Source organism: Gluconacetobacter dulcium, from assembly GCF_014174165.1.
Lineage (GTDB): Bacteria > Pseudomonadota > Alphaproteobacteria > Acetobacterales > Acetobacteraceae > Gluconacetobacter > Gluconacetobacter dulcium.
The window spans coordinates 246,024-264,360 of the sequence record NZ_JABEQN010000002.1 but is presented as its reverse complement, the minus strand read 5'-3'; the positions used below and the strand labels follow the sequence as shown (position 1 = coordinate 264,360).

Annotated in this window: 21 protein-coding genes; 4 read left to right on the top strand and 17 right to left on the bottom strand. The window is 65.8% G+C overall.

Annotated elements, in window-relative coordinates:
• Positions 1-177 precede the first annotated feature (177 nt).
• A complete protein-coding gene (locus HLH25_RS02895) occupies positions 178-1,434 on the top strand; it encodes an outer membrane beta-barrel protein (RefSeq protein ID WP_182972627.1) in 1,257 nt (418 codons plus the stop codon).
• Positions 1,435-1,494: 60 nt separating this feature from the next.
• Here the strand turns inward: HLH25_RS02895 and HLH25_RS02890 are convergent, their stop codons facing one another.
• From HLH25_RS02890 to HLH25_RS02865, 6 genes are all read right to left on the bottom strand, one after another.
• Positions 1,495-2,283 (bottom strand): GIN domain-containing protein, encoded by a 789-nt coding sequence (locus HLH25_RS02890; protein ID WP_182972626.1) that lies wholly within the window; start codon positions 2,281-2,283, stop codon positions 1,495-1,497.
• A 42-nt stretch (positions 2,284-2,325) separates the two neighbouring features.
• Positions 2,326-2,910 (bottom strand): DUF1700 domain-containing protein, encoded by a 585-nt coding sequence (locus HLH25_RS02885; RefSeq protein WP_182972625.1) that lies wholly within the window; start codon positions 2,908-2,910, stop codon positions 2,326-2,328.
• Positions 2,907-3,242, bottom strand: coding sequence for a PadR family transcriptional regulator (locus tag HLH25_RS02880; RefSeq protein ID WP_114728394.1), 336 nt, complete (start codon positions 3,240-3,242; stop codon positions 2,907-2,909). The genes HLH25_RS02885 and HLH25_RS02880 overlap by 4 nt, the downstream gene beginning before the upstream one ends.
• Positions 3,243-3,458: 216 nt before the next feature.
• On the bottom strand, positions 3,459-4,238 hold the full coding sequence (gene surE / locus HLH25_RS02875) for a 5'/3'-nucleotidase SurE (protein WP_182972624.1): 780 nt from the start codon (positions 4,236-4,238) through the stop codon (positions 3,459-3,461).
• A 129-nt stretch (positions 4,239-4,367) separates the two neighbouring features.
• Positions 4,368-5,558 (bottom strand): cystathionine beta-lyase, encoded by a 1,191-nt coding sequence (metC, locus tag HLH25_RS02870; protein WP_246401103.1) that lies wholly within the window; start codon positions 5,556-5,558, stop codon positions 4,368-4,370.
• Between the two features lie 47 nt (positions 5,559-5,605).
• Positions 5,606-6,493, bottom strand: a complete 888-nt coding sequence (locus tag HLH25_RS02865) for a sulfurtransferase (RefSeq protein ID WP_246401101.1) — start codon at positions 6,491-6,493, stop codon at positions 5,606-5,608.
• A gap of 205 nt (positions 6,494-6,698) precedes the next feature.
• Here HLH25_RS02865 and HLH25_RS02860 point away from each other — a divergent pair, with 205 nt between their 5' ends.
• Together HLH25_RS02860 and HLH25_RS02855 are read left to right on the top strand one after the other, a co-directional pair.
• Positions 6,699-7,769 (top strand): AI-2E family transporter, encoded by a 1,071-nt coding sequence (locus HLH25_RS02860; protein ID WP_182972622.1) that lies wholly within the window; start codon positions 6,699-6,701, stop codon positions 7,767-7,769.
• Positions 7,770-7,831: 62 nt separating this feature from the next.
• Complete coding sequence (locus tag HLH25_RS02855; RefSeq protein ID WP_246401097.1) at positions 7,832-8,467, top strand: endonuclease/exonuclease/phosphatase family protein; 636 nt, start codon at positions 7,832-7,834, stop codon at positions 8,465-8,467.
• On the opposite strand, the gene cls is transcribed toward HLH25_RS02855, so the two are convergent.
• Entirely contained in the window at positions 8,458-9,873 is a 1,416-nt protein-coding gene (cls, locus tag HLH25_RS02850) for a cardiolipin synthase (protein ID WP_182972620.1), read from the bottom strand. The genes HLH25_RS02855 and cls overlap by 10 nt on opposite strands.
• A gap of 97 nt (positions 9,874-9,970) precedes the next feature.
• Here cls and HLH25_RS02845 point away from each other — a divergent pair, with 97 nt between their 5' ends.
• Complete coding sequence (locus tag HLH25_RS02845; RefSeq protein WP_182972619.1) at positions 9,971-10,390, top strand: YraN family protein; 420 nt, start codon at positions 9,971-9,973, stop codon at positions 10,388-10,390.
• Between the two features lie 38 nt (positions 10,391-10,428).
• Here HLH25_RS02845 and HLH25_RS02840 read toward each other — a convergent pair whose 3' ends face one another.
• The 10 genes from HLH25_RS02840 to purB form a co-directional block, all read right to left on the bottom strand.
• Positions 10,429-10,710, bottom strand: a complete 282-nt coding sequence (locus HLH25_RS02840; protein WP_182972618.1) for a hypothetical protein — start codon at positions 10,708-10,710, stop codon at positions 10,429-10,431.
• 191 nt (positions 10,711-10,901) lie between these two features.
• On the bottom strand, positions 10,902-11,237 hold the full coding sequence (grxD, locus tag HLH25_RS02835) for a Grx4 family monothiol glutaredoxin (protein WP_182972617.1): 336 nt from the start codon (positions 11,235-11,237) through the stop codon (positions 10,902-10,904).
• Between the two features lie 62 nt (positions 11,238-11,299).
• Complete coding sequence (locus HLH25_RS02830; protein WP_114728372.1) at positions 11,300-11,533, bottom strand: BolA family protein; 234 nt, start codon at positions 11,531-11,533, stop codon at positions 11,300-11,302.
• A 28-nt stretch (positions 11,534-11,561) separates the two neighbouring features.
• Positions 11,562-13,775 carry a phosphoribosylformylglycinamidine synthase subunit PurL gene (gene purL, locus HLH25_RS02825; RefSeq protein WP_182972616.1) on the bottom strand — a complete coding sequence of 738 codons (2,214 nt, stop codon included), beginning with the start codon at positions 13,773-13,775 and terminating at the stop codon, positions 11,562-11,564.
• The gene (gene purQ / locus HLH25_RS02820; RefSeq protein ID WP_182972615.1) at positions 13,772-14,473 is read right to left on the bottom strand and encodes a phosphoribosylformylglycinamidine synthase subunit PurQ; all 702 of its coding nucleotides are present in this window, start codon (positions 14,471-14,473) and stop codon (positions 13,772-13,774) included. The genes purL and purQ overlap by 4 nt, the downstream gene beginning before the upstream one ends.
• Positions 14,470-14,847 (bottom strand): Rap1a/Tai family immunity protein, encoded by a 378-nt coding sequence (locus tag HLH25_RS02815; protein ID WP_182972614.1) that lies wholly within the window; start codon positions 14,845-14,847, stop codon positions 14,470-14,472. Before HLH25_RS02815 ends, purQ begins: the two co-directional genes overlap by 4 nt.
• On the bottom strand, positions 14,844-15,086 hold the full coding sequence (gene purS, locus HLH25_RS02810; protein ID WP_182972613.1) for a phosphoribosylformylglycinamidine synthase subunit PurS: 243 nt from the start codon (positions 15,084-15,086) through the stop codon (positions 14,844-14,846). The genes HLH25_RS02815 and purS overlap by 4 nt, the downstream gene beginning before the upstream one ends.
• Complete coding sequence (purC, locus tag HLH25_RS02805; RefSeq protein WP_114728362.1) at positions 15,083-15,847, bottom strand: phosphoribosylaminoimidazolesuccinocarboxamide synthase; 765 nt, start codon at positions 15,845-15,847, stop codon at positions 15,083-15,085. Before purC ends, purS begins: the two co-directional genes overlap by 4 nt.
• A 156-nt stretch (positions 15,848-16,003) precedes the next feature.
• Positions 16,004-16,738 carry an NRDE family protein gene (locus HLH25_RS02800; protein WP_182972612.1) on the bottom strand — a complete coding sequence of 245 codons (735 nt, stop codon included), beginning with the start codon at positions 16,736-16,738 and terminating at the stop codon, positions 16,004-16,006.
• A 24-nt stretch (positions 16,739-16,762) separates the two neighbouring features.
• Positions 16,763-18,118: an adenylosuccinate lyase gene (gene purB / locus HLH25_RS02795; RefSeq protein ID WP_182972611.1), complete on the bottom strand. Its 1,356-nt coding sequence runs from the start codon at positions 18,116-18,118 to the stop codon at positions 16,763-16,765.
• Between the last annotated feature and the right edge of the window lie 219 nt (positions 18,119-18,337).

The window sequence follows — 18,337 nt, the reverse complement described above, 5'->3', positions numbered from 1 at the left end:
CCCAGGCGCGCGCGTCGCGCGGGTTGTCCGCTGCGGGCCGGGCAGGCTACAGCCTGGAACAGAACGCTATCCTGTTGTTAAAAGAGTATATTTTTATTCCGAAACGAACAGGATGCCCCGCCGGGCCACATGCCATATCCGGCGGGTGTATATGCCTGCGCATCGGAGAACGGGATCATGACGAGGGCCATGCAGAGCATCTTCCGCCAGTCAGGGGGGCCACTGCGGCTGGTACTGGCTCTCTCGGGCGCCGTCTTCGCCGGCGGCGTGGCCGGTGCCCGCGCCGACACGGTCCACGACTGGTGGCATGATGTCACGCTACATGGCCAGATCGAGGGCGGTGTCAACGCCAACCCCGCCCGGCCGGCAAACGGCAATAATTTCGGCGCATTCATCGGCGACCATGCCAATCAGGCGCAACTCGACCAGGTCACCCTGACAGTGGCGCGGGCGGTGGACCATAGCGCCTCCACTTATCAAATCGGATTCAATATCAAGGCCCTGTACGGCGCCGACGCCCGCTATTACGAGATCGCCGGCATCACGGACCGCATGATGAGCGGGCGCTACCAGTTCATCCCCGCCGAAGCCCATCTCGACGTTCACCTGCCCTGGCTGACGCGCCATGGACTGGACATGCAGGCCGGCATCCTGCCCTCGCCGATGGGGATAGAAACGCTGGACCCGGCGACCCGCCCCTTCTACACGCTGGCCTACACCACCCAGTATTCAACGCCGTTCGAGCATGTCGGCGCGATGTTCCAATGGCATGCCACCGAGCGGTTCGACGTGCTGTTCGGGGTCGATACCGGCAACCAGGTCTCGTTCGGACGCGGCGACGACAACGATGCCGCCGCAGGGTATTTCGGGCTTTCGGGCAACGGTTTCGCGGACGGACGCCTGTCCTTCACCTATCTGGGCCGCGTAGGGCCGGAAAACGCCGTGCGTGCGTTGGGAAACCGGGCCAACAGCGCGCAGCGGTTCTGGAACGACCTCGACATCACCTATAAAATCAATAACCGCCTGTCGGTAACCGGCGAATTCAACGCGATGCATGATGAGGGCATCCGGGCCGATACCTACAGTTTCGTCAGCTTCCTGAGTTATACGCTCACCCCGTCGCTGACATTCAATTATCGGGGCGAGATCTATCGCGACAATACAGGGCTGATCGTGACCAGTTTCCTGGACAACAACGCCTATATGCGCGCGACGCTCGGCCGGCCCGCCGATACGCAATCCGCCCCGCCGACGACTTACGGCGCGCTGACGCTGGGCCTGACCTGGCATCCGTTGCTCGGCCATGGTGTCAGCCTGTTCGAAATTCGGCCGGAGATCCGTTTCGATCGCTCGCTCAGCAATACAACCCCGTTCAACGACCTGCGGAATGCCGGCCGTTTCACGTTCGGCGGAGATGCCGTGCTCGGCTTCTGACGCGCTCGGTACGTTGGGGAGAAGGACAATCACCCTTCTCCCCTGTCATCCCCCGCCTTTTCAGAGCTGAACGTCTCCCGCGCCTTCCTGCACCTTCGGCGCGTCATCGTCGTCGTCTTTGTCGTGATCGTCATGGTTGCCGTCATCGACCGTGATGGAGCCGATTCCGCTGACCTCCTTGGTCAGGGACGCCGGCTTGCGGGTCAGGTTCACCGCGCCAACGCCACTGAGGCGGACGGAAGCATGCCCGCTAGGCCCGATGCTGACATGCCCGGCACCCGAGATCGTGACATCCGCGTCCCGCACGACCATGTCCGACAGATTGGCCTGCGCCGCCCCCTCGACCCTCAGCACCACCGTGTCCGCCTTGCCGTGCCCCGTCAGGCTGCCCGCCCCCTCGACCGTCAGGGACAGGTGATCCACCGCCACGTCGTTCAGCGTCAGCACGCCGGCGGAGCGCAGGGTTATCGTCTTCAGGGCCGGGGCGGTGACCACGATCCGGAGATGATGGTTGTGCCAGCGATGGTGCCCGGCATGGTCGAGGGAGAGCACATCGCCATCCAGCTTCACCCGGTCCACGATCGCACTGGCCCCGGTCACTGTAATGCCGGCCGTCGGTCCCTGCGTATAGACGATGCTGGCCGGAAGTTCGAACGTCAGCGCCTCGCCGCCCTTCCAGTCCAGCTTGTGCGAGACCGTCGGCGCCGACGACGCGCCGCCGTCATCGTCATCCAGCAGGTCCCAACCCGAAACGTTCCAGAATATGGGGCCGCGCACGGCCGCCACGGCGAAGCAGGTCATCGACAGAAACGCGCCGCCGACCGCCACCAGTATAAGTCCACGAATCATGGCTCTCTCCTCGCGCCCATCGGCGCCGTTGGACATGTTCTGTCAGTCGCGCAGCGGCGCATTGCTGCCCCTTGCGATCAGCCGGTAATGGGCCCGCCCGTAGCGGACCAGCAGGTTGACCAATCCGATGGTGAACAGAATGCAGAGCGCCGTCAGCGCGGCGCCGCCGCTCATGACGCCCAGGCTCAGCAGCCCGGCCTGCAACCGGTCGCCGGCGAAGCCGGGCAGATTGGTGATGAAGGCAAACGGCAGCATCAGCCCCCCGCCCAGCGCGGTGACGAGCCCGAGCAGCAGGAAGGCGAACAGCGTGCTCACCACGCTGACCAGCACCGGCAGCACGACGAACAGGTCCAGCGCCGCCAACCCGATAATCCCCACGATCACGCCCAGTGCCGCAGTCAGGCTACGCTCGTCCTCCCACCGGCGCAGGCCGGCTTCGGCGCGGAGTTCCCGCGCCAGACGTGCGGGGTCGCCTAGCGAGGCCGCGACATCGGCATCGCTGCGACCGGCCGCGCGCCCGGCGTCGAAATGCCCTTCGTAATCGGCAATGATGTCGTCGATGGCCGATCGCGGCAGCCCCCACAGGCCGCTCCTCAGCCTCCGGAGAAACGAATCCCGCTCATTCATGATGTCTTCTCCAGATCCAGTTCCAGAATAGCGGCGACGGCGCGCGTAAAGTCGGTCCAGGCCGCTTTCTGGGCATTGAGGTTTTTTCGGCCGCCTTCGGTCAGGCGATAATATTTTCGCGGGGGGCCGGATGAGGATTCGACCAGGTAAGTGGAAACCAGCCCGTCCTTCTGCATCCGGCGCATCAGGGGGTAGATCGTTCCCTCACCCATATCGATGGCGGCGGACAGACGGCTGGCGATGTCGTAGCCGTATGAGTCCGACCGCGCGAGAAGTGCGAGAACACAGAGTTCCAACACCCCCTTCTTGAACTGGACGAGATTGCTGTCCACGACGCCTCGATCCTTGAATGGGCTCCGCACCGCACGGAACCTGTCTATGCAAGGTAGCCATCACTAACCGGTTCCTTGCAATAGTTTTCTGCGGCGATCACGAAATTTGGACACAAAAAAAGCCGGACAAGCCGGCTGAGTTTGTTACTTCAAAAGGTAAGAAAGCGATTATAATATAATGTTTTTAAACAATAACTATTGCATATTTATTCAAAATCACATCCGTGCCGCACGCATCCGTTCCAACACGCCCCGATCGGTGCGTTCATAACGCAGCGGCGTGACCGACACCTTCCCGGACAGAACGGCTGCGGTCTCGGTTCCTTCGTCATCGGTGGTGGAAGACCGGGTCAGGCTCAGCCAGTGATAGGCACCGTTACGCGGATCGGTGCGCGCCGTGATCGAGGCGCCGCCGAGCAGGCCCGCCCCCTGGCTGGTCAGCACCAACCCATCCACCTGTTCGGGCGAACGATCCGGGAAGTTGATGTTCAGGCAGGCATCGCGCGCCCAGTCGAGCCGTACCATCTCGCGAATGACGGAAGGCGCCACGGCTCGCGCCGTCGCCCACCGCACCGGCTGGTCGCGGGTAAACAACTGGCTCAACGCGATCGAGGGAATGCCCAGCAGCAACCCGGTCATCGCGGCGCCCACCGTGCCCGAAAACACTGTTTCCATCCCCAGGTTGGCGCCGCGATTCACGCCGGACAGGATCAGGTCCGGCGGCTGCTCGGCCATCAGATGCCTCACGCCCATCACCACGCAGTCGCCCGGCGTGCCCGTGACGCCATAACGCCGCTCGCCCCGCTGGCTGACCCGCAGCGGGTCATGCAGGCTGAGCGCGTGCGAAGTGCCGCTCTGGTCCCGTTCGGGCGCCACGACCCAGATTTCGGGGGCCAGGGTCGCGGCGATCTCGACCAGCGTGGCCAGTCCCGGCGCGTCGATGCCGTCATCGTTGGTCAGAAGAATCCGCCGCGCGATAAAATCGCCATCCACCATGTCACGTTCCCGATCGGCGACCGTCGCGCGTGGCGGCGATGGCGCATCTGTTGCCTGTCGGGCCGGAGCGCCCGGCCGTCTCCCTTGCGTATCACCGCAATGGCGGGACGGAAACGGGGTGCGGCCCGGTCAGTCGCCGTACGTGGTCGCGCCCGTCAACACGTCCAGACCCGCCGACAGGTCGGCGATCAGGTCTTCGGGGTTTTCCAACCCGATATGCAGGCGGAACGCCGGGCCGCAATCCGGCGCATCCGGCGTGCAGGTACGCACCACGCCGCCGGTCGTGGGCAGGACCAGGCTTTCATAGCCGCCCCACGAGGCCCCGATTCCGAACAGGGTCAGGGAGTCGATCATGGCGACCATCGCTTCCTGGCTGTAATCCGGCCGGCACACCACGCCGAACAGGGCCGAAGCGCCGCTGAAATCGCGCCGCCAGATCTCGTGCCCAGGGCAGGACGGCAGCGCGGGATGCAGCACGCGCGCGACTTCCGGCCGGTCGGCCAGCCACAGCGCCACGTCGATGGCGCTGCGCGACTGGCGCTCCAGCCGGGCGCCCATGGTGCGCAGGCCGCGCAGGGTCAGCCAGCAATCGTCGGGGCCAGCCACCTGCCCAAGCTGGATGCAGGTGTCGCGCAGCACATGCCAGTCCTGCTCGTCCGCCACCGAAACCGCGCCGATGATGCTGTCCGAATGGCCGGCCGGATATTTGGTCAGCGCCTGCACCGCGATATCGACCCCATGATCGAACGGGCGGAAGATCCCGACACCCCAGGTATTGTCCAGCATCAGCCGCGCGCCATGCTCATGCGCGACATCGGCGATCATGCGGATATCCTGAACCTCGAACGTATGGCTGCCCGGACTCTCGGCGACCACGACCTGGGTATTGGGCCGCATCATCGCCCGCAGCCCCTCGGCATCGGTCAGGGGCGGATAATAGGTGGTTTCCACCCCGAAGCGCCGCAGCACCGTATTGGCGAAACGCCTCGTGGGGCCATAAACCGAGTCCGGAATCAGGCAATGACCATTCCTGCCCAGGAACGCCAGCAGCGGCGTGGTGCACGCGGCGAGACCGGACGATACGATCTGGGTATGGCGCGCGCCCTCGATCGCCGCGATCGCGGCTTCGAGTTCATGCTGGATCGGCGTCCCCATGGCGCCATAGATCAGCTCGTGATCATAGCGCCGGGTGCCGTTGCGGTTCATGTCCGCCACGGTCGGGAACAGCACCGTCGAGCCGCGGGTGGGCGGCTGGTTGACCAGGGTGCCGCGGGCATCGGGCGGCAGGTCGCGGGCCAGATGAACCAGCAATGTGCCCATCTCGCGCCACCCGCGCGACACGGCCTGATGCAGGGCGCCGCGGTCGGTCACGAAACGGCACTCCGTCCCGGCCCGGTTTCCACCGGTGCGCCTGGTGTCGAACCCCATTCGGCCCATGAGCCGTCATAGAGCGCATCGCCCGTACGACCGCAGATCGCGAGCCCCAGCGACAGCACCGCCGCCGAGACGCCGGAACCGCAACTGGTGATGACCCGCCGGTCCTCGGTCACACCGGCTTCGGCAAAACGTGCCCGCAGGGCTTCGGGCGGCAGGAAGGCGCGATGATCGTCCAGGAGCGTGCCGAACGGCAGGTTGCGCGCGCCCGGCATATGGCCCGACACGACCCCAGGCCGGGGCTCCGCCACTTCGCCCGTGAAGCGCCCGTGGGCGCGGGCATCGAGGATCAGCCGGTCTCTATGCCGCACATGGTCGCGCATGTCACCCAACCCCGCGACCAGCCTGAAACGTGGCGTCGGGCGAAAGGCGGCAGCTTGCACTGCCTGTGGCGCGCCTGCATCCACCGGGCCACCGGCACGTTGCCAGGCCGGCAGGCCGCCATCCAGCACCTGCACGCGCTCCAGCCCGAACAGGCGGGCCAGCCACCACCCCCGCGCCGCCGATGCCGCGTTGCCCTGATCGTAGAAGACCACATGGGCGGCGTCCGACACGCCCAGCGCCCCCGCCAGCGTCGCAAAGCGCGCCTGGGTCGGGATCATGTGCGGCAGGGGGGACTCAGGGTCGGAAAACTGCTCGATATCGAAGCGGCGGGCGCCCGGCAGGCGGGCTTCGACGAAACGCTGTTCCGGGTCGAACGTCTCGCCCGGCAGCGGCATCGTGGCATCGAGCAGGACGAGGTCCGGCGCGGAGAGGATATCCCGCAGCCGCGCGGGCGAGATCAGGGGATGAATGGACGCATGCATCGATAAGGGCCCCATCACGGTTCCATGCTGTCCGGAGCCCAGACGGAGCGACAGGGCAGCCGCAGCACGGATCGTCCTTAGCTGAGCGGCTCGGTCCCGATCAACCGTCGCTGTCTCGGCGGCCCGCTATGCGGCGCATGCCCTTTACCATCCCGGTGCGGTGCCACATCATCGAACGGGGCCGAATGCGCTCCGGCGTCGCGAACCATGGCGGGAATGAATGACCGAGCGCATCATGATGGGGTTGTTGCTGGGCGGGGTAGCCTTCGGGTGCGGCGCCATCCTCTATCCCTTCATGTCGGCGCTGCTGTGGGCGGCGATCCTGACCTTCGCGACATGGCCGATCTACGTGCGCGTCCGCCGCAGCACCGGGCCGGCGGTCGGCGCCGTCATCATGACGGCGCTGACCACGCTGATCGTCGCCGTGCCGCTGGTGATCGTGGTCAGTTCCAGCATCGCGGACCTTCCCGGCACGTTCGCGCGCCTGACCGCCGGGCTGACTTCCGTCCACCTGCCCCCGCCTGCGTGGCTGTCGCGCATTCCCCTGATCGGCCCCGACCTGACAAACAAATGGAGCCAGTGGGCGACCGATCTGGGTCATGCCGAACATATGCTGCTGCCTTATGCCGGCAACATCGCGCAGTCCATGCTCAGCGGCCTGATGCTGGTGGCCAGCGGCCTGGTCCATCTGGGCATGGCGCTGTTCATCGCCTTCTTCTTCTGGCTGGGCGGCGACGCGCTGGGGGCGACATTCACCGCCGTCATCCGGCGCATCGCCGGTGGCTATGCCGACCGCATCATCGGCATCATCGGCCGGACCATTCGTGGGACGGTCTATGGTATCCTGGGCACCGCCATCATCCAGGGCGTGCTGACGGGCCTTGGCTTCGCCATGACCGGCCTGCCGCAACCGGTCCTGTTCGGCATGATCACCGCCGGCGTCGCGGTCCTGCCGGTCGGCGCGCCGCTGATCTGGATTCCGGGGGCGCTGGTCCTGATGCTGACGCATCATCTCTGGCGCGGGATCTGCCTCGTGGCGTTCGGCACCATCATCATTTCCGGGGCGGATCATATCATCCGGCCGATGTTCATCTCGCGCGGCGCGCAACTGCCCTACCTGCTGACGGTCCTGGGCGTGCTGGGCGGAGTCTGGACCTTTGGCGCGCTGGGGATCTTCCTGGGGCCGGTACTACTGGGCGTCGGCTACACGCTGACGGCCGAATTCGCTGCCAACGTACCGGGTCGGCCGAGAGAAGCCGCCCGGATAGAGGAGACCTTCATCGAACCATGAGCATTACGCACCCCTCTCCGCTGCTGCCCCCGCGTCCGGGGCAAAGTCCGCGCCCGGCCCATATGCCGGCGCCGGTCATCGGGTCGGAACGCAAGATCGTCAGTTGGAACCTGCTGCGCCGTGTCGGCGCCACCCCGCGTGATGTCATTCACCTGATCGAGGAGGAACGGCCGGACCTGCTGCTGATGCAGGAAGCGACCGAGGATTTCGATGCCCTGCCCCACCTGATCGGCGGACATTACGCCCGCGCGCCCCTGCCCGGCCGCGTTCACGGCGTCGCATGCTGGAGCCCCGGCCCGTTCCGGCGCCCGCCGCTGGCCTGCACCCTGCCCTCCGGCCCGCTGGTGCGCCGGGTCGCGCAGGTGATCGAATGCGCGTCCTTCGGGTTCTCGGTGGCCAACGTCCATCTGTCGCACGGTCAGATCATGAACCGCCGCCAGTTGCGCCGCCTGGTCCAGATCCTGCCGTCACACGCCGCCGTGCTGGGAGATTTCAACCTGGTCGGCCCGACCCTGATGCCGAGCTTCCGCGATGTCGGCCCCCGCGCGCCCACCCACAGGATGGTCGACATGGTGCCGATCCGGATCGACCGCTGCCTGGTGCGCGGCCTGATCTGCACCCAGGCGCGGGTGCTGAACCATTATGCCTCAGACCACCGGCCCATCGCGGTGCGGCTGGAACGCTCGGCTCACAGATAGGGCAGCAATAGCCGGGCCGCCGCATCGCGCAGGCGGATCGGCAGCGTCCGGCGGTCCAGATCGTAATGGGTCAGGCGATCATGACGGTGCGCGACGATGAAATCGTCGATCCGCGCCGCCAGGGCGTCGTCATAGGCTTCCAGATTGATTTCGAAATTCAGGCGCAGGCTGCGCACGTCAAGGTTGGAACTGCCCACGCAGGTCCAGTGCCGGTCCACCACCATCAGCTTGGAATGGTTGAAGGGCGGCCGGGCCTGCCAGACGCGACAGCCCGAATCGAGAAAGCGCGGCAGATTGGCCGCGCGCGCCCAGTCGATCAGCGTGTGATTGCTGTGTCGCGGCACCACGATATCGACCTCGATCCCGCGCAGGGCCGCCAGCGCCAGTTCGCTGAGAAACCGTTCGCTGGGCAGGAAATAGGGCGTCATCAACCGCACCGACTGCCGGGCCAGCGTGATGGCCTGGAGCATCGTGTATTCGATCTTCTCCATGTCGGAATCCGGCCCCGCCGTCACGATCCGCGCCAGCGTATCGCCCTTCCACGTCACTTCGGGAAAGAGCGATGGTGGCAGGTCTTCGCCCCAGGCAAAGGACCAGTCCCGCGCGAAGGCTTCGGTCAGTTGATGGACGACCGGGCCTTCCAGCCGGAAATGCGTATCCGCCACCGGGTGGCGGGGATGAGTCGCCATCAGGTTCTCTACCCCGATGTTCAGCCCGCCCATGAAGCCCAGATGCCCATCCACCACTAAAATCTTCTTATGGTTGCGCATGTTGATGAAGGGCATGCGCCAGGGCAGCATCGAATGCATGAAGCGCGCCACCGGCACCCCCTCCCGGCGCAGCGCCGCCGCGACGGGGCAGCGGAAATAGCCGCTGCCGATCCCGTCCACCAGCACCCGCACGGCGACGCCACGCCGATGGGCGCCGATCAGCGCGGCCAGGAACCGCGCACCCGCCGCATCGCCGCGAAAGATGTAGGAACAGAGCAGCACGCTGCTGGTGGCCCCTTCGATCGCCGCCAGCATCTGCGGATAGACCTCGTCCCCGTTATGCAGCATCTCGACATGGTTGCCGCCCATCAGCGGCCGCCCGGTCAGCTTGCCCACCATATGCGCCAGCGGGGCGAAGCCGCCCTCTTCTGCGCGCTTCCAGCGGGAGGAGAGCGTGCGGCTGTGCCAGGAGGCCCGCCCGATCAGCTTGCGCGCCCGACGATGGACGCGATTGATGCCGAACATCGCGTACAATGTGCCGCCGGTGAACGGCATCAGGATGGTAATGCCGATCCAGCCGATCGCGGCGCCGACATCCTTCTTGTTCAGCAGCACATGCACCGTCACCAGCATCGCAACCGCGATCCGGGACAGAAACACCAGCAGAAGAACGGTTTGCCAGTACACGATCAGCATGCGTCAGCTCGATCCATGATGATGGGCGGCGGCGTTGTCGAATCGGGCGCTGCGGGGCACAGTTCAAGCCGACGCGGAGAGAGGGTCAGGACGATTGATGGTGCAGCCGGAACGGGGCAAGGATCAACTCTCGGCCGGCCTGCGTGCCCGAAGGCAGGTCCGCGGCGCGGCGTCGCATGTACGCGGCCTGCAAGCCGAACAGGCGGCCACGGCCTGGCTGCGTCAGGGCGGGTGGACGATCCTGGGCCATCGGGCCCGCACGCGCTGGGGAGAGATCGACCTGGTCGCCCGTCAGGACGACCTGCTGGCCTTTTGCGAGGTCAAATGCCGCCCCTCCTACGTCGAGGCGGCGGAAAGCCTGACCCGTCATCAGATGCGCCGACTGGCCAACGCGGCCACGGCATTGTGCGCCGCACATCCCGACTGGGTGTGCGGACAGATGCGTTTCGATGTCCTGCTGGTCACCGCCGACGGAACCGTACACCACATCGTCGACGCGTTCAGGCCGGAAGCATAGACGCCCCGGCCATCCGCGACGGGTGGGCGTAGCCCGGATCAGGTGCGCTGACGCCCTTTATGGACCGGACGCCGGGCAGAGGCCGCGGCATGGGGATGATAGACAACATTATGAACCAGACCGCGCGAGCGGACGGTTGCATGAGCCGAATGGCGGTCGCTGACCGAGGCCACATGCACAATGCGCGCGTCATGGCGATAGGCGACGTGCCGCACCGGCGCGGGGATCGCGGTCAGGGCGTCCAGAGTCAGCCGCCCGGCTTCATCATTCGTCACCACATGGGCCTGTGCGGCATGCGGGGGGGCAACAAGCAGGAACATTCCGGCTCCGAATGCGCCGAACGCGGTTTTCCTGAATAGAGCCTGGAACATCCATCACCTCACACCAACCCGATGGGGAAAAGCTAAACGAAAGGCGGGGTGGGCGACAAGAGAAACGGCGTGGTTCCACTATAAAAAACGGGCCGGTCACGCCGACCGGCCCGTTCTTCAGATCGCGACGGGCGAAAGGATCAGGCCGAGGCCGACACGATCCCTTTTTCCTCGAACAGCTTTTCCAGTTCGCCGGTCTGGAACATTTCGGTCACGATATCGCAGCCACCGACGAATTCGCCCTTCACATAAAGCTGCGGCACCGTCGGCCAGTTCGTGAAATCCTTGATTCCCTGGCGCAGTTCCGCGTCTTCCAGCACATTGGCGGTCTGGAACGGAACCCCGGTGTGGTTCAGGATCTGCACCACGCGGGCCGAGAAGCCGCATTGCGGGAACAGGGCGGTCCCTTTCATGTACAGCATGACCGGGTTGGTATCGATATCGTTCTGGATGCGCTGCGCGATGGTTTCAGCCATATTCTTCAGTCCTGTGCAGTAGGCGGCCGGGGGCGACCGCGCAATGGGGGCGCTTGTTCTGTTCAGTCCGGCGCGGTGGTTTGCAGGGCCAGGGCGTGCAGTTTGCCGCCCATATGGCCCTGAAGCGCCGCATAGACGATCTGATGCTGGCGCACGCGCGACAGCCCTCGGAAGGACTCGCTGACGACGGTGCAAGCATAATGATCGCCGTCCCCTGCCAGGTCTTCGATACTGATCGAAGCATCGGGCAGGGCCGTGCGGATATAGGTTTCAATCTCCTGAGCCGTCATGGCCATCGGCGTTCCTCCTTCGCGACCGGGTCGCTCACTCGTCCATCAGGGCGGGAAAAAATGCCGAATTGACCGCTTTCATCCGCGCCTTCGATATTGTGGCGCCGCTGGGCAAAGTCAAACCGTCTCCCCCCACCTGGCCGAGGGTCCGCGTTTCCACCCCGGCCGATGTCGCGGCAAGGGTAAAGGCCTCGGCATCGCGCACCGCCACAACATATCGTGACTGGTCTTCGCCGAACCAGAACGCCTCGGGCCGCATGCCCGATTGCGGCGCGGAGAGGATGCACCCGGCTTCACCCACCATGGCCATCTCGGCCAACGCGACCAGAATGCCGCCGTCCGACACGTCATGGCACGCCAGAACATGACCGGCTTCGATCTGCTGGCGGACGAAATCGCCGTTCCGGCGTTCCGCCGCCAGATCCATCGTCGGCGGGGCGCCGTCTTCGCGGCCATGGATCTCGCGCAGCCACAGCGACTGGCCGAGCTCGCCACGGGTGGCACCCACCAGCACCAGCGTGCCATCGGCCGGCATGGCCAGGCCGATGGCACGGTTCACGTCCTCCAGCACGCCCAGGCCGCCGATGGCCGGCGTCGGCAGGATCGAGACCGACGAACCGTCGGGCGCGCGGGTTTCGTTGTAGAGCGAGACATTCCCGCTCACGACCGGGAAATCCAGCGCGCGACACGCCTCGCCCATGCCTTCGATGGCGGCGACGAACTGTCCCATCACCTCGGGCTTTTCCGGCGAACCGAAATTCAGGTTGTCGGTCACGGCCAGCGGGCGCGCACCGGTCGCCACGATGTTGCGCCACGCCTCGGCCACCGCCTGCACCCCGCCCTGCCGGGCATCGGCCCGGCAATAGCGCGGCGTGCAGTCCGTGGTCAGCGCCAGACCCAGCGACGTGCCCTCGACCTTGACGATCGCGGCATCGGCGGCACCCGGCCGCTTGACGGTCTGGCCGCCCACGGTGCTGTCGTACTGGTTCCACACCCAGGCGCGCGAGGCCAGGTCCGGGCAGCCGATCAGCCGGATGAGCGCCTGCTCGATCCCGACCGGGTCGGTGATCTGGCCCAGCGGCGCGGGCTCGGGCGACGGCGCGGTCGGGCGACGATAGAGCGGCGCCTGATCGGCCAGCGGGTCCAGCGGAATATCGGCTTCGACGCGCCCCTGATGGCGCACGACGATATGCCCGGTATCGGTCAGATGACCGATGATCGCGAAATCCAGTTCCCACTTCTCGAAGATCGCACGGGCGAGTTCCGTCTTGTCGGGATGCACGACGATCAGCATGCGCTCCTGGCTTTCGGAGAGCATCATCTCGTAGGCGGTCATCCCGCGCTCGCGCTGCGGCACAGCGTCGAGGTCGAGGTCGATCCCCACCCCGCCCTTGCCCGCCATCTCGACCGAGGACGAGGTCAGGCCGGCCGCGCCCATGTCCTGAATCGCCACGATCGCGTCGGTCGCCATCAGTTCGAGGCACGCCTCGATCAGCAGCTTTTCCACGAACGGGTCGCCGACCTGCACGGTCGGGCGCTTGGCCAGCGCGTCCTCGTCGAACTCGGACGACGACATGGTGGCGCCATGGATACCGTCACGCCCGGTCTTGGAGCCGACATAGACCACCGGATTGCCGATGCCGGCGGCGGCGGAAAGAAAGATGCGGTCCTGGCGGGCAATGCCCACCGTCATGGCATTGACCAGCGGATTGCCGTCATAGGCCGGGTGGAAATTGATTTCCCCGCCCACGGTCGGCACGCCGACGCAATTGCCGTAACCGCCGATGCCACGCACCACGCCATCGACGATGCGACGGGTCTGCGGGTTTTCCGGACTGCCGAACCGCAGCGCGTTCAGATTGGCCACCGGCCGCGCGCCCATGGTGAACACGTCGCGCAGGATGCCGCCCACACCGGTCGCGGCCCCCTGATAGGGCTCGATGAACGACGGATGGTTATGGCTCTCCATCTTGAAGATGGCGGCCAGCCCCTGGCCGATATCGACCACGCCCGCATTCTCGCCGGGGCCATGGATCACCCACGGCGCCGTCGTCGGCAACGTGCGCAGCCACACGCGCGAGGATTTATAGGAACAATGTTCCGACCACATGACGGAAAAGATGCCCAGTTCGGTCAGGCTGGGCGTGCGCCCCATGATCGAGAGCACATTGCCGTATTCTTCGGCCGTCAGCCCGAATTCCCGTGCCAGGGCTTCGTCGACGGGCTTCTGCCCCGTTGCGCTGCTCATCGGACCAGAGCCTCCACCAGCCCTTCGAACAGGGGCTTTCCATCTTCGCCGCCCATCAGCGGGTCCACCAGATCCTCGGGGTGCGGCATCATGCCGCAAATCCGCAGATTGGCACTGAGCACGCCGGCAATCGCCTTGATGCTGCCATTGGGATTGGTCTGCGCATCGCTCTCATCCACGCGGCCGTCGGGCCGCGCGTAGCGGAATGCGATGCGGCCGCTGTCTTCCAACGCGCGGATCGTCGCGTCGTCGGCGATATAGTTGCCATCGCCATGCGCCATGGGGGCGCGGAACACGTCGCCCGCCTTCCAGCGACGGGTAAAGGGCGTATCGTCACGCTCGACCCGCAGATGGCAATCCTGCGACAGGAAGCGCAGCGCGCCATTGCGCAGCAGCGCCCCCGGCAACAGGCCGGCTTCCGTCAGGATCTGGAAGCCGTTGCACACACCCAGGATATGGCCGCCAGCCTCGGCAAAGCGACGGATCGGGGCCATGATCGGGGCATGAGCGGCCATGGCGCCGCAGCGCAGGTAATCGCCGTAGCTGAACCCGCCGGGCAGCACCACGAGATCCAGGTCCGGCAGATCGGTTTCGCCATGCCAGATCATCACCGGCTCGCGCCCGGTCACGACCCGCAGCGCGATCGCCATGTCACGTTCCCGGTTCGTGCCCGGAAAGACGACGATTCCGGCCTTCATTTGCCGCCACCGCAGGGATAGGCCTCATGCAGGGCGGTAAAGGTCAGTTCCCCGACGGGCTTGGACAACTGGTCGGTATGGGCATGCAGCCAGGAGACGACATGCCCGCGCATCTCGGCGCTGGTCACGCCGGATTTGATGCAAAAGCCGGTCGGCGCGGCCTTGTCGCCTTCGTTGCGGTCATAGACATGCGTCAGCGCAACAGAATCGGCCAGGCCGGAGAGGTAGGCATCGCAGATCGCAACGCTGGGCGCGCGGCTGCACAGTTCCAGGAACCGCCCACCCTGCAAATTCGAGACGCGCTGGGCCATGGCCGAAGCCGGGAGGCCGGCCGCCAGGGCGGCGACCAGCAGAATGGAACGACGGGCGCTCATGCCACCACCTCGGTCACGAAATCCTCGATCACCAGATTGGCCAGCAGGCCGCGCGCCATGGCATCGGCTTTCTCGCGTGCCACGGCGGGGTCGGTCTCGTCCAGTTCCAGTTCGATCACGCGGCCGATCCTGACCTCGCCCACACCACCGAAGCCCAGTACATGCAGGGCATGGCCCACGGCCTTGCCCTGCGGGTCCAGCACGCCGTCCTTCAGCATGACCGTCACGCGTACTTTCATTGCATCACCTCCGGCCCCTTCATGTCGGAATTCGTGGCCTCGGGCAGGATGCCGAGCCGCCAGGCCACTTCCTGATATGCTTCCTCGACACGGCCCAGGTCGCGCCGGAAGCGGTCCTTGTCCAGCTTCTCGCTGGTCTTCGCGTCCCACAGACGGCAATTGTCGGGCGAGATTTCGTCCGCCAGGACGATGCGCATCTCGTCGCCTTCCCACAGCCGGCCGAACTCGAGCTTGAAATCGACCAGCGTGATGCCGATGCCGACGAACAGCCCGGTCAGGAAATCGTTGGTGCGCATGGTCAGCGCAACCATGTCGTCCAGATCATGAACACTGGCCCAGTCGAAGGCCGTGATATGCTCTTCGCTGACCATCGGGTCGTTCAGGCTGTCGTTCTTGTAGTAATATTCGATGATCGTGCGCGGCAGGCGCGTGCCCTCGGGAATGCCCAGCCGCTTGGCCAGGCTGCCGGCGGCGACGTTGCGCACCACGACTTCCAGCGGAATGATCTCGACTTCACGGATCAACTGCTCGCGCATGTTCAGGCGGCGGATGAAATGGGTCGGGATGCCGATATCGTGCAGGCGCATCATCAGATGCTCGCTGATGCGGTTGTTCAGCACGCCCTTGCCGGTGATGATCCCCTTCTTCGCTCCGTTTCCGGCCGTGGCATCATCCTTGAAATACTGGACCAGCGTCCCAGGTTCCGGACCCTCGAAGAGGATCTTGGCTTTTCCTTCGTAGAGCTGACGACGGCGGGCCATACTCGTCCTTACATGCGGCTGATGGAGGGCATGGGCTGCATGTCCTCCGATATGGGAGCCCTGTGAGCCCCCCGGAATGCGACTGCCTCATAGCAATGATTGGTCGCGGAAGATACTATTCCCTCGACGGCACGCCATGACGGTGCCGCCGGTCGCTCAGGCGGCGGAGAGATCCACCGCCGCATAGCCCACGCGATCCGGCGCGCCGGCCGCGAAATGCCAGGACGGCGTGGTGGCCGGATCGGCCGGCAGGCCGATGACAGACGAACTGCATGTGCCGAATCCCGCGCGCGGCGGAATGTTCAGTTCGCTACCGGCCGGCAGCGAACGGTCGGAGAGCAGGCGCGTCCAGTTCGCCCAATCCGGCGGCACCGGGCGCTCGGCCTCGCGGAAGCGTGGCAGGTGCCGGCCGATGCGCGGGATCGACATATCGTCGGGTTCGGTCGTCGCGGCCATGTGCGTGCCGGGTTCCAGCGCCCTGACCTCCGGTGTGGCATAGCCGAGGCCGGAGATGAAATAGGCGTTCTCGCGGTCGGCCACCATCATGTTGAACGACCGCCACGCCCCGGCATCCAGGTTGCCGATGGCCCGCGCCGCCTCGGCCGCCGTGGCATGGTCCAGCGCCAGCAGAGGCAGTTCGCCGCGCGAACGCTTGCCCGGCGCCGGACCCAGGCTGCCCACCCGATTCATCACGCCGGCAACCACGCCCGCATCGTTCAGGGCCAGCCAAGACCCGCCGGCCAGCCTGTCCCGTCCGCCGACCACCGTGGGCCGATCCGGCCAGTGGCGGCCGGGCGCGTCCCATATGCGGTCCAGCCGTTCGTCACGGTTGGCACCGAACAGCAGTGGCCAGGCGGCGCCGGGGGCAAAGGACAGGACGATCGTACACATACGGGCTCTGGCTGCTCCTGTGCCTCAGCCGGCGCGGGCCGGGCCGGCTTCGCCGAAAACGCGGGTATAGCTGTGATCCAGCGCACCCAGATGGGAATCGCTGTTCATCGCCGCATCCAGCACCTCGGCCGGCACGCGGCCAGCCACTTCGGGGTCGGCATCCAGGTTCTCGCGGAACGTACGGCCATCGGGCTCGCCCAGTCTGGTCCAGGTCGCCATGGCATTGCGCTGGACGATCCGGTAGGCGTCCTCGCGCAGGATGCCGGCCCGCGCCAGTGCCAGCAGCACCTCGCCGGAATGGACGACGCCGCCCAGGCTCTCCAGGTTGGCCATCATGCGATCCGGATAGATCACCAGCTTTTCCATCATGCCGGCCAGACGAGCCAGCGCGAAATCCAGCCCGATCGTGCCGTCGGGGCAGATATTGCGCTCGACCGACGAGTGGCTGATGTCGCGCTCGTGCCACAGCGCCACATTCTCCAGCGCCGGGATGACATGGGCACGCACCAGTCGCGCCAGTCCGGTCAGGTTTTCCGACAGCACCGGGTTGCGCTTGTGCGGCATCGCCGACGAGCCCTTCTGGCCCGGATGGAAGAATTCCTCGGCTTCACGCACTTCCGAACGCTGGAGATGGCGCACTTCGATCGCCAGCCGCTCGATGCCGCTGGCGATGACCGCGAGCGTGCAGAAATAGGCCGCATGGCGGTCGCGCGGGATCACCTGGGTCGAAACGCCCTCCGGTTCCAGCCCCAGCTTCCCGGCCACGAAGGTCTCGACGCGCGGATCGACGTGGGCATAGGTACCCACCGCGCCAGAAATGGCGCAGGTGGCGATTTCGGCGCGGGCACGCACCAGTCGCTCGCGATTGCGGGCGAATTCGGCGTAATGGCCGGCCAGCTTCAGGCCGAACGAAGTCGGCTCGGCATGGATCGCGTGGCTGCGGCCGATGGTCAGCGTGTATTTATGCTCGAACGCCCGGCGCTTCAGCGCCTCCAGCACGGCGTCCAGATCCGCCAGCAGCATGTCGGTCGCCTGGACCAGTTGCACCGACAGGCAGGTATCGAGCACGTCCGACGATGTCATGCCCAGATGCACGAACCGGCTTTCCGGGCCGATCTTCTCGGCCAGCCAGGTCAGGAAGGCGATAACGTCATGGCGCGTCTCGGCCTCGATCTCGTCGATGCGGTCCAGATCGGCCTGCGAGAACGCGGCCATGGCGGCATCGCCCTTCTCGCGCACCACGCGCGCGGCTTCCGCCGGCACGCCGCCGTACTGCGCCATGGCTTCGCACGCCAGAGCCTCGATTTCGAACCAGATCCGATACCGGTTCTCGGGGGCCCAGATGGCGGCCATGGCGGGACGGGTATAACGCGGAACCATCGTGCTCGGCTTTCTCTCTTCGACCAGATGCCGCCGGGCGGCATCGTCACGTCATGCGGCTATCCCGGATCAATCGACATCTGTTCCGGGGACGGGGCTGCCCCTTTAGCCGATTTCCCGCGCCACGTCTTCCTTCGAAAGCGGCAGAGCCCTTGCCGGGTTGTAACGGGAATGGTCAACATCACGCGGCATCGGCCACATGCCGATGGATTATTCTCT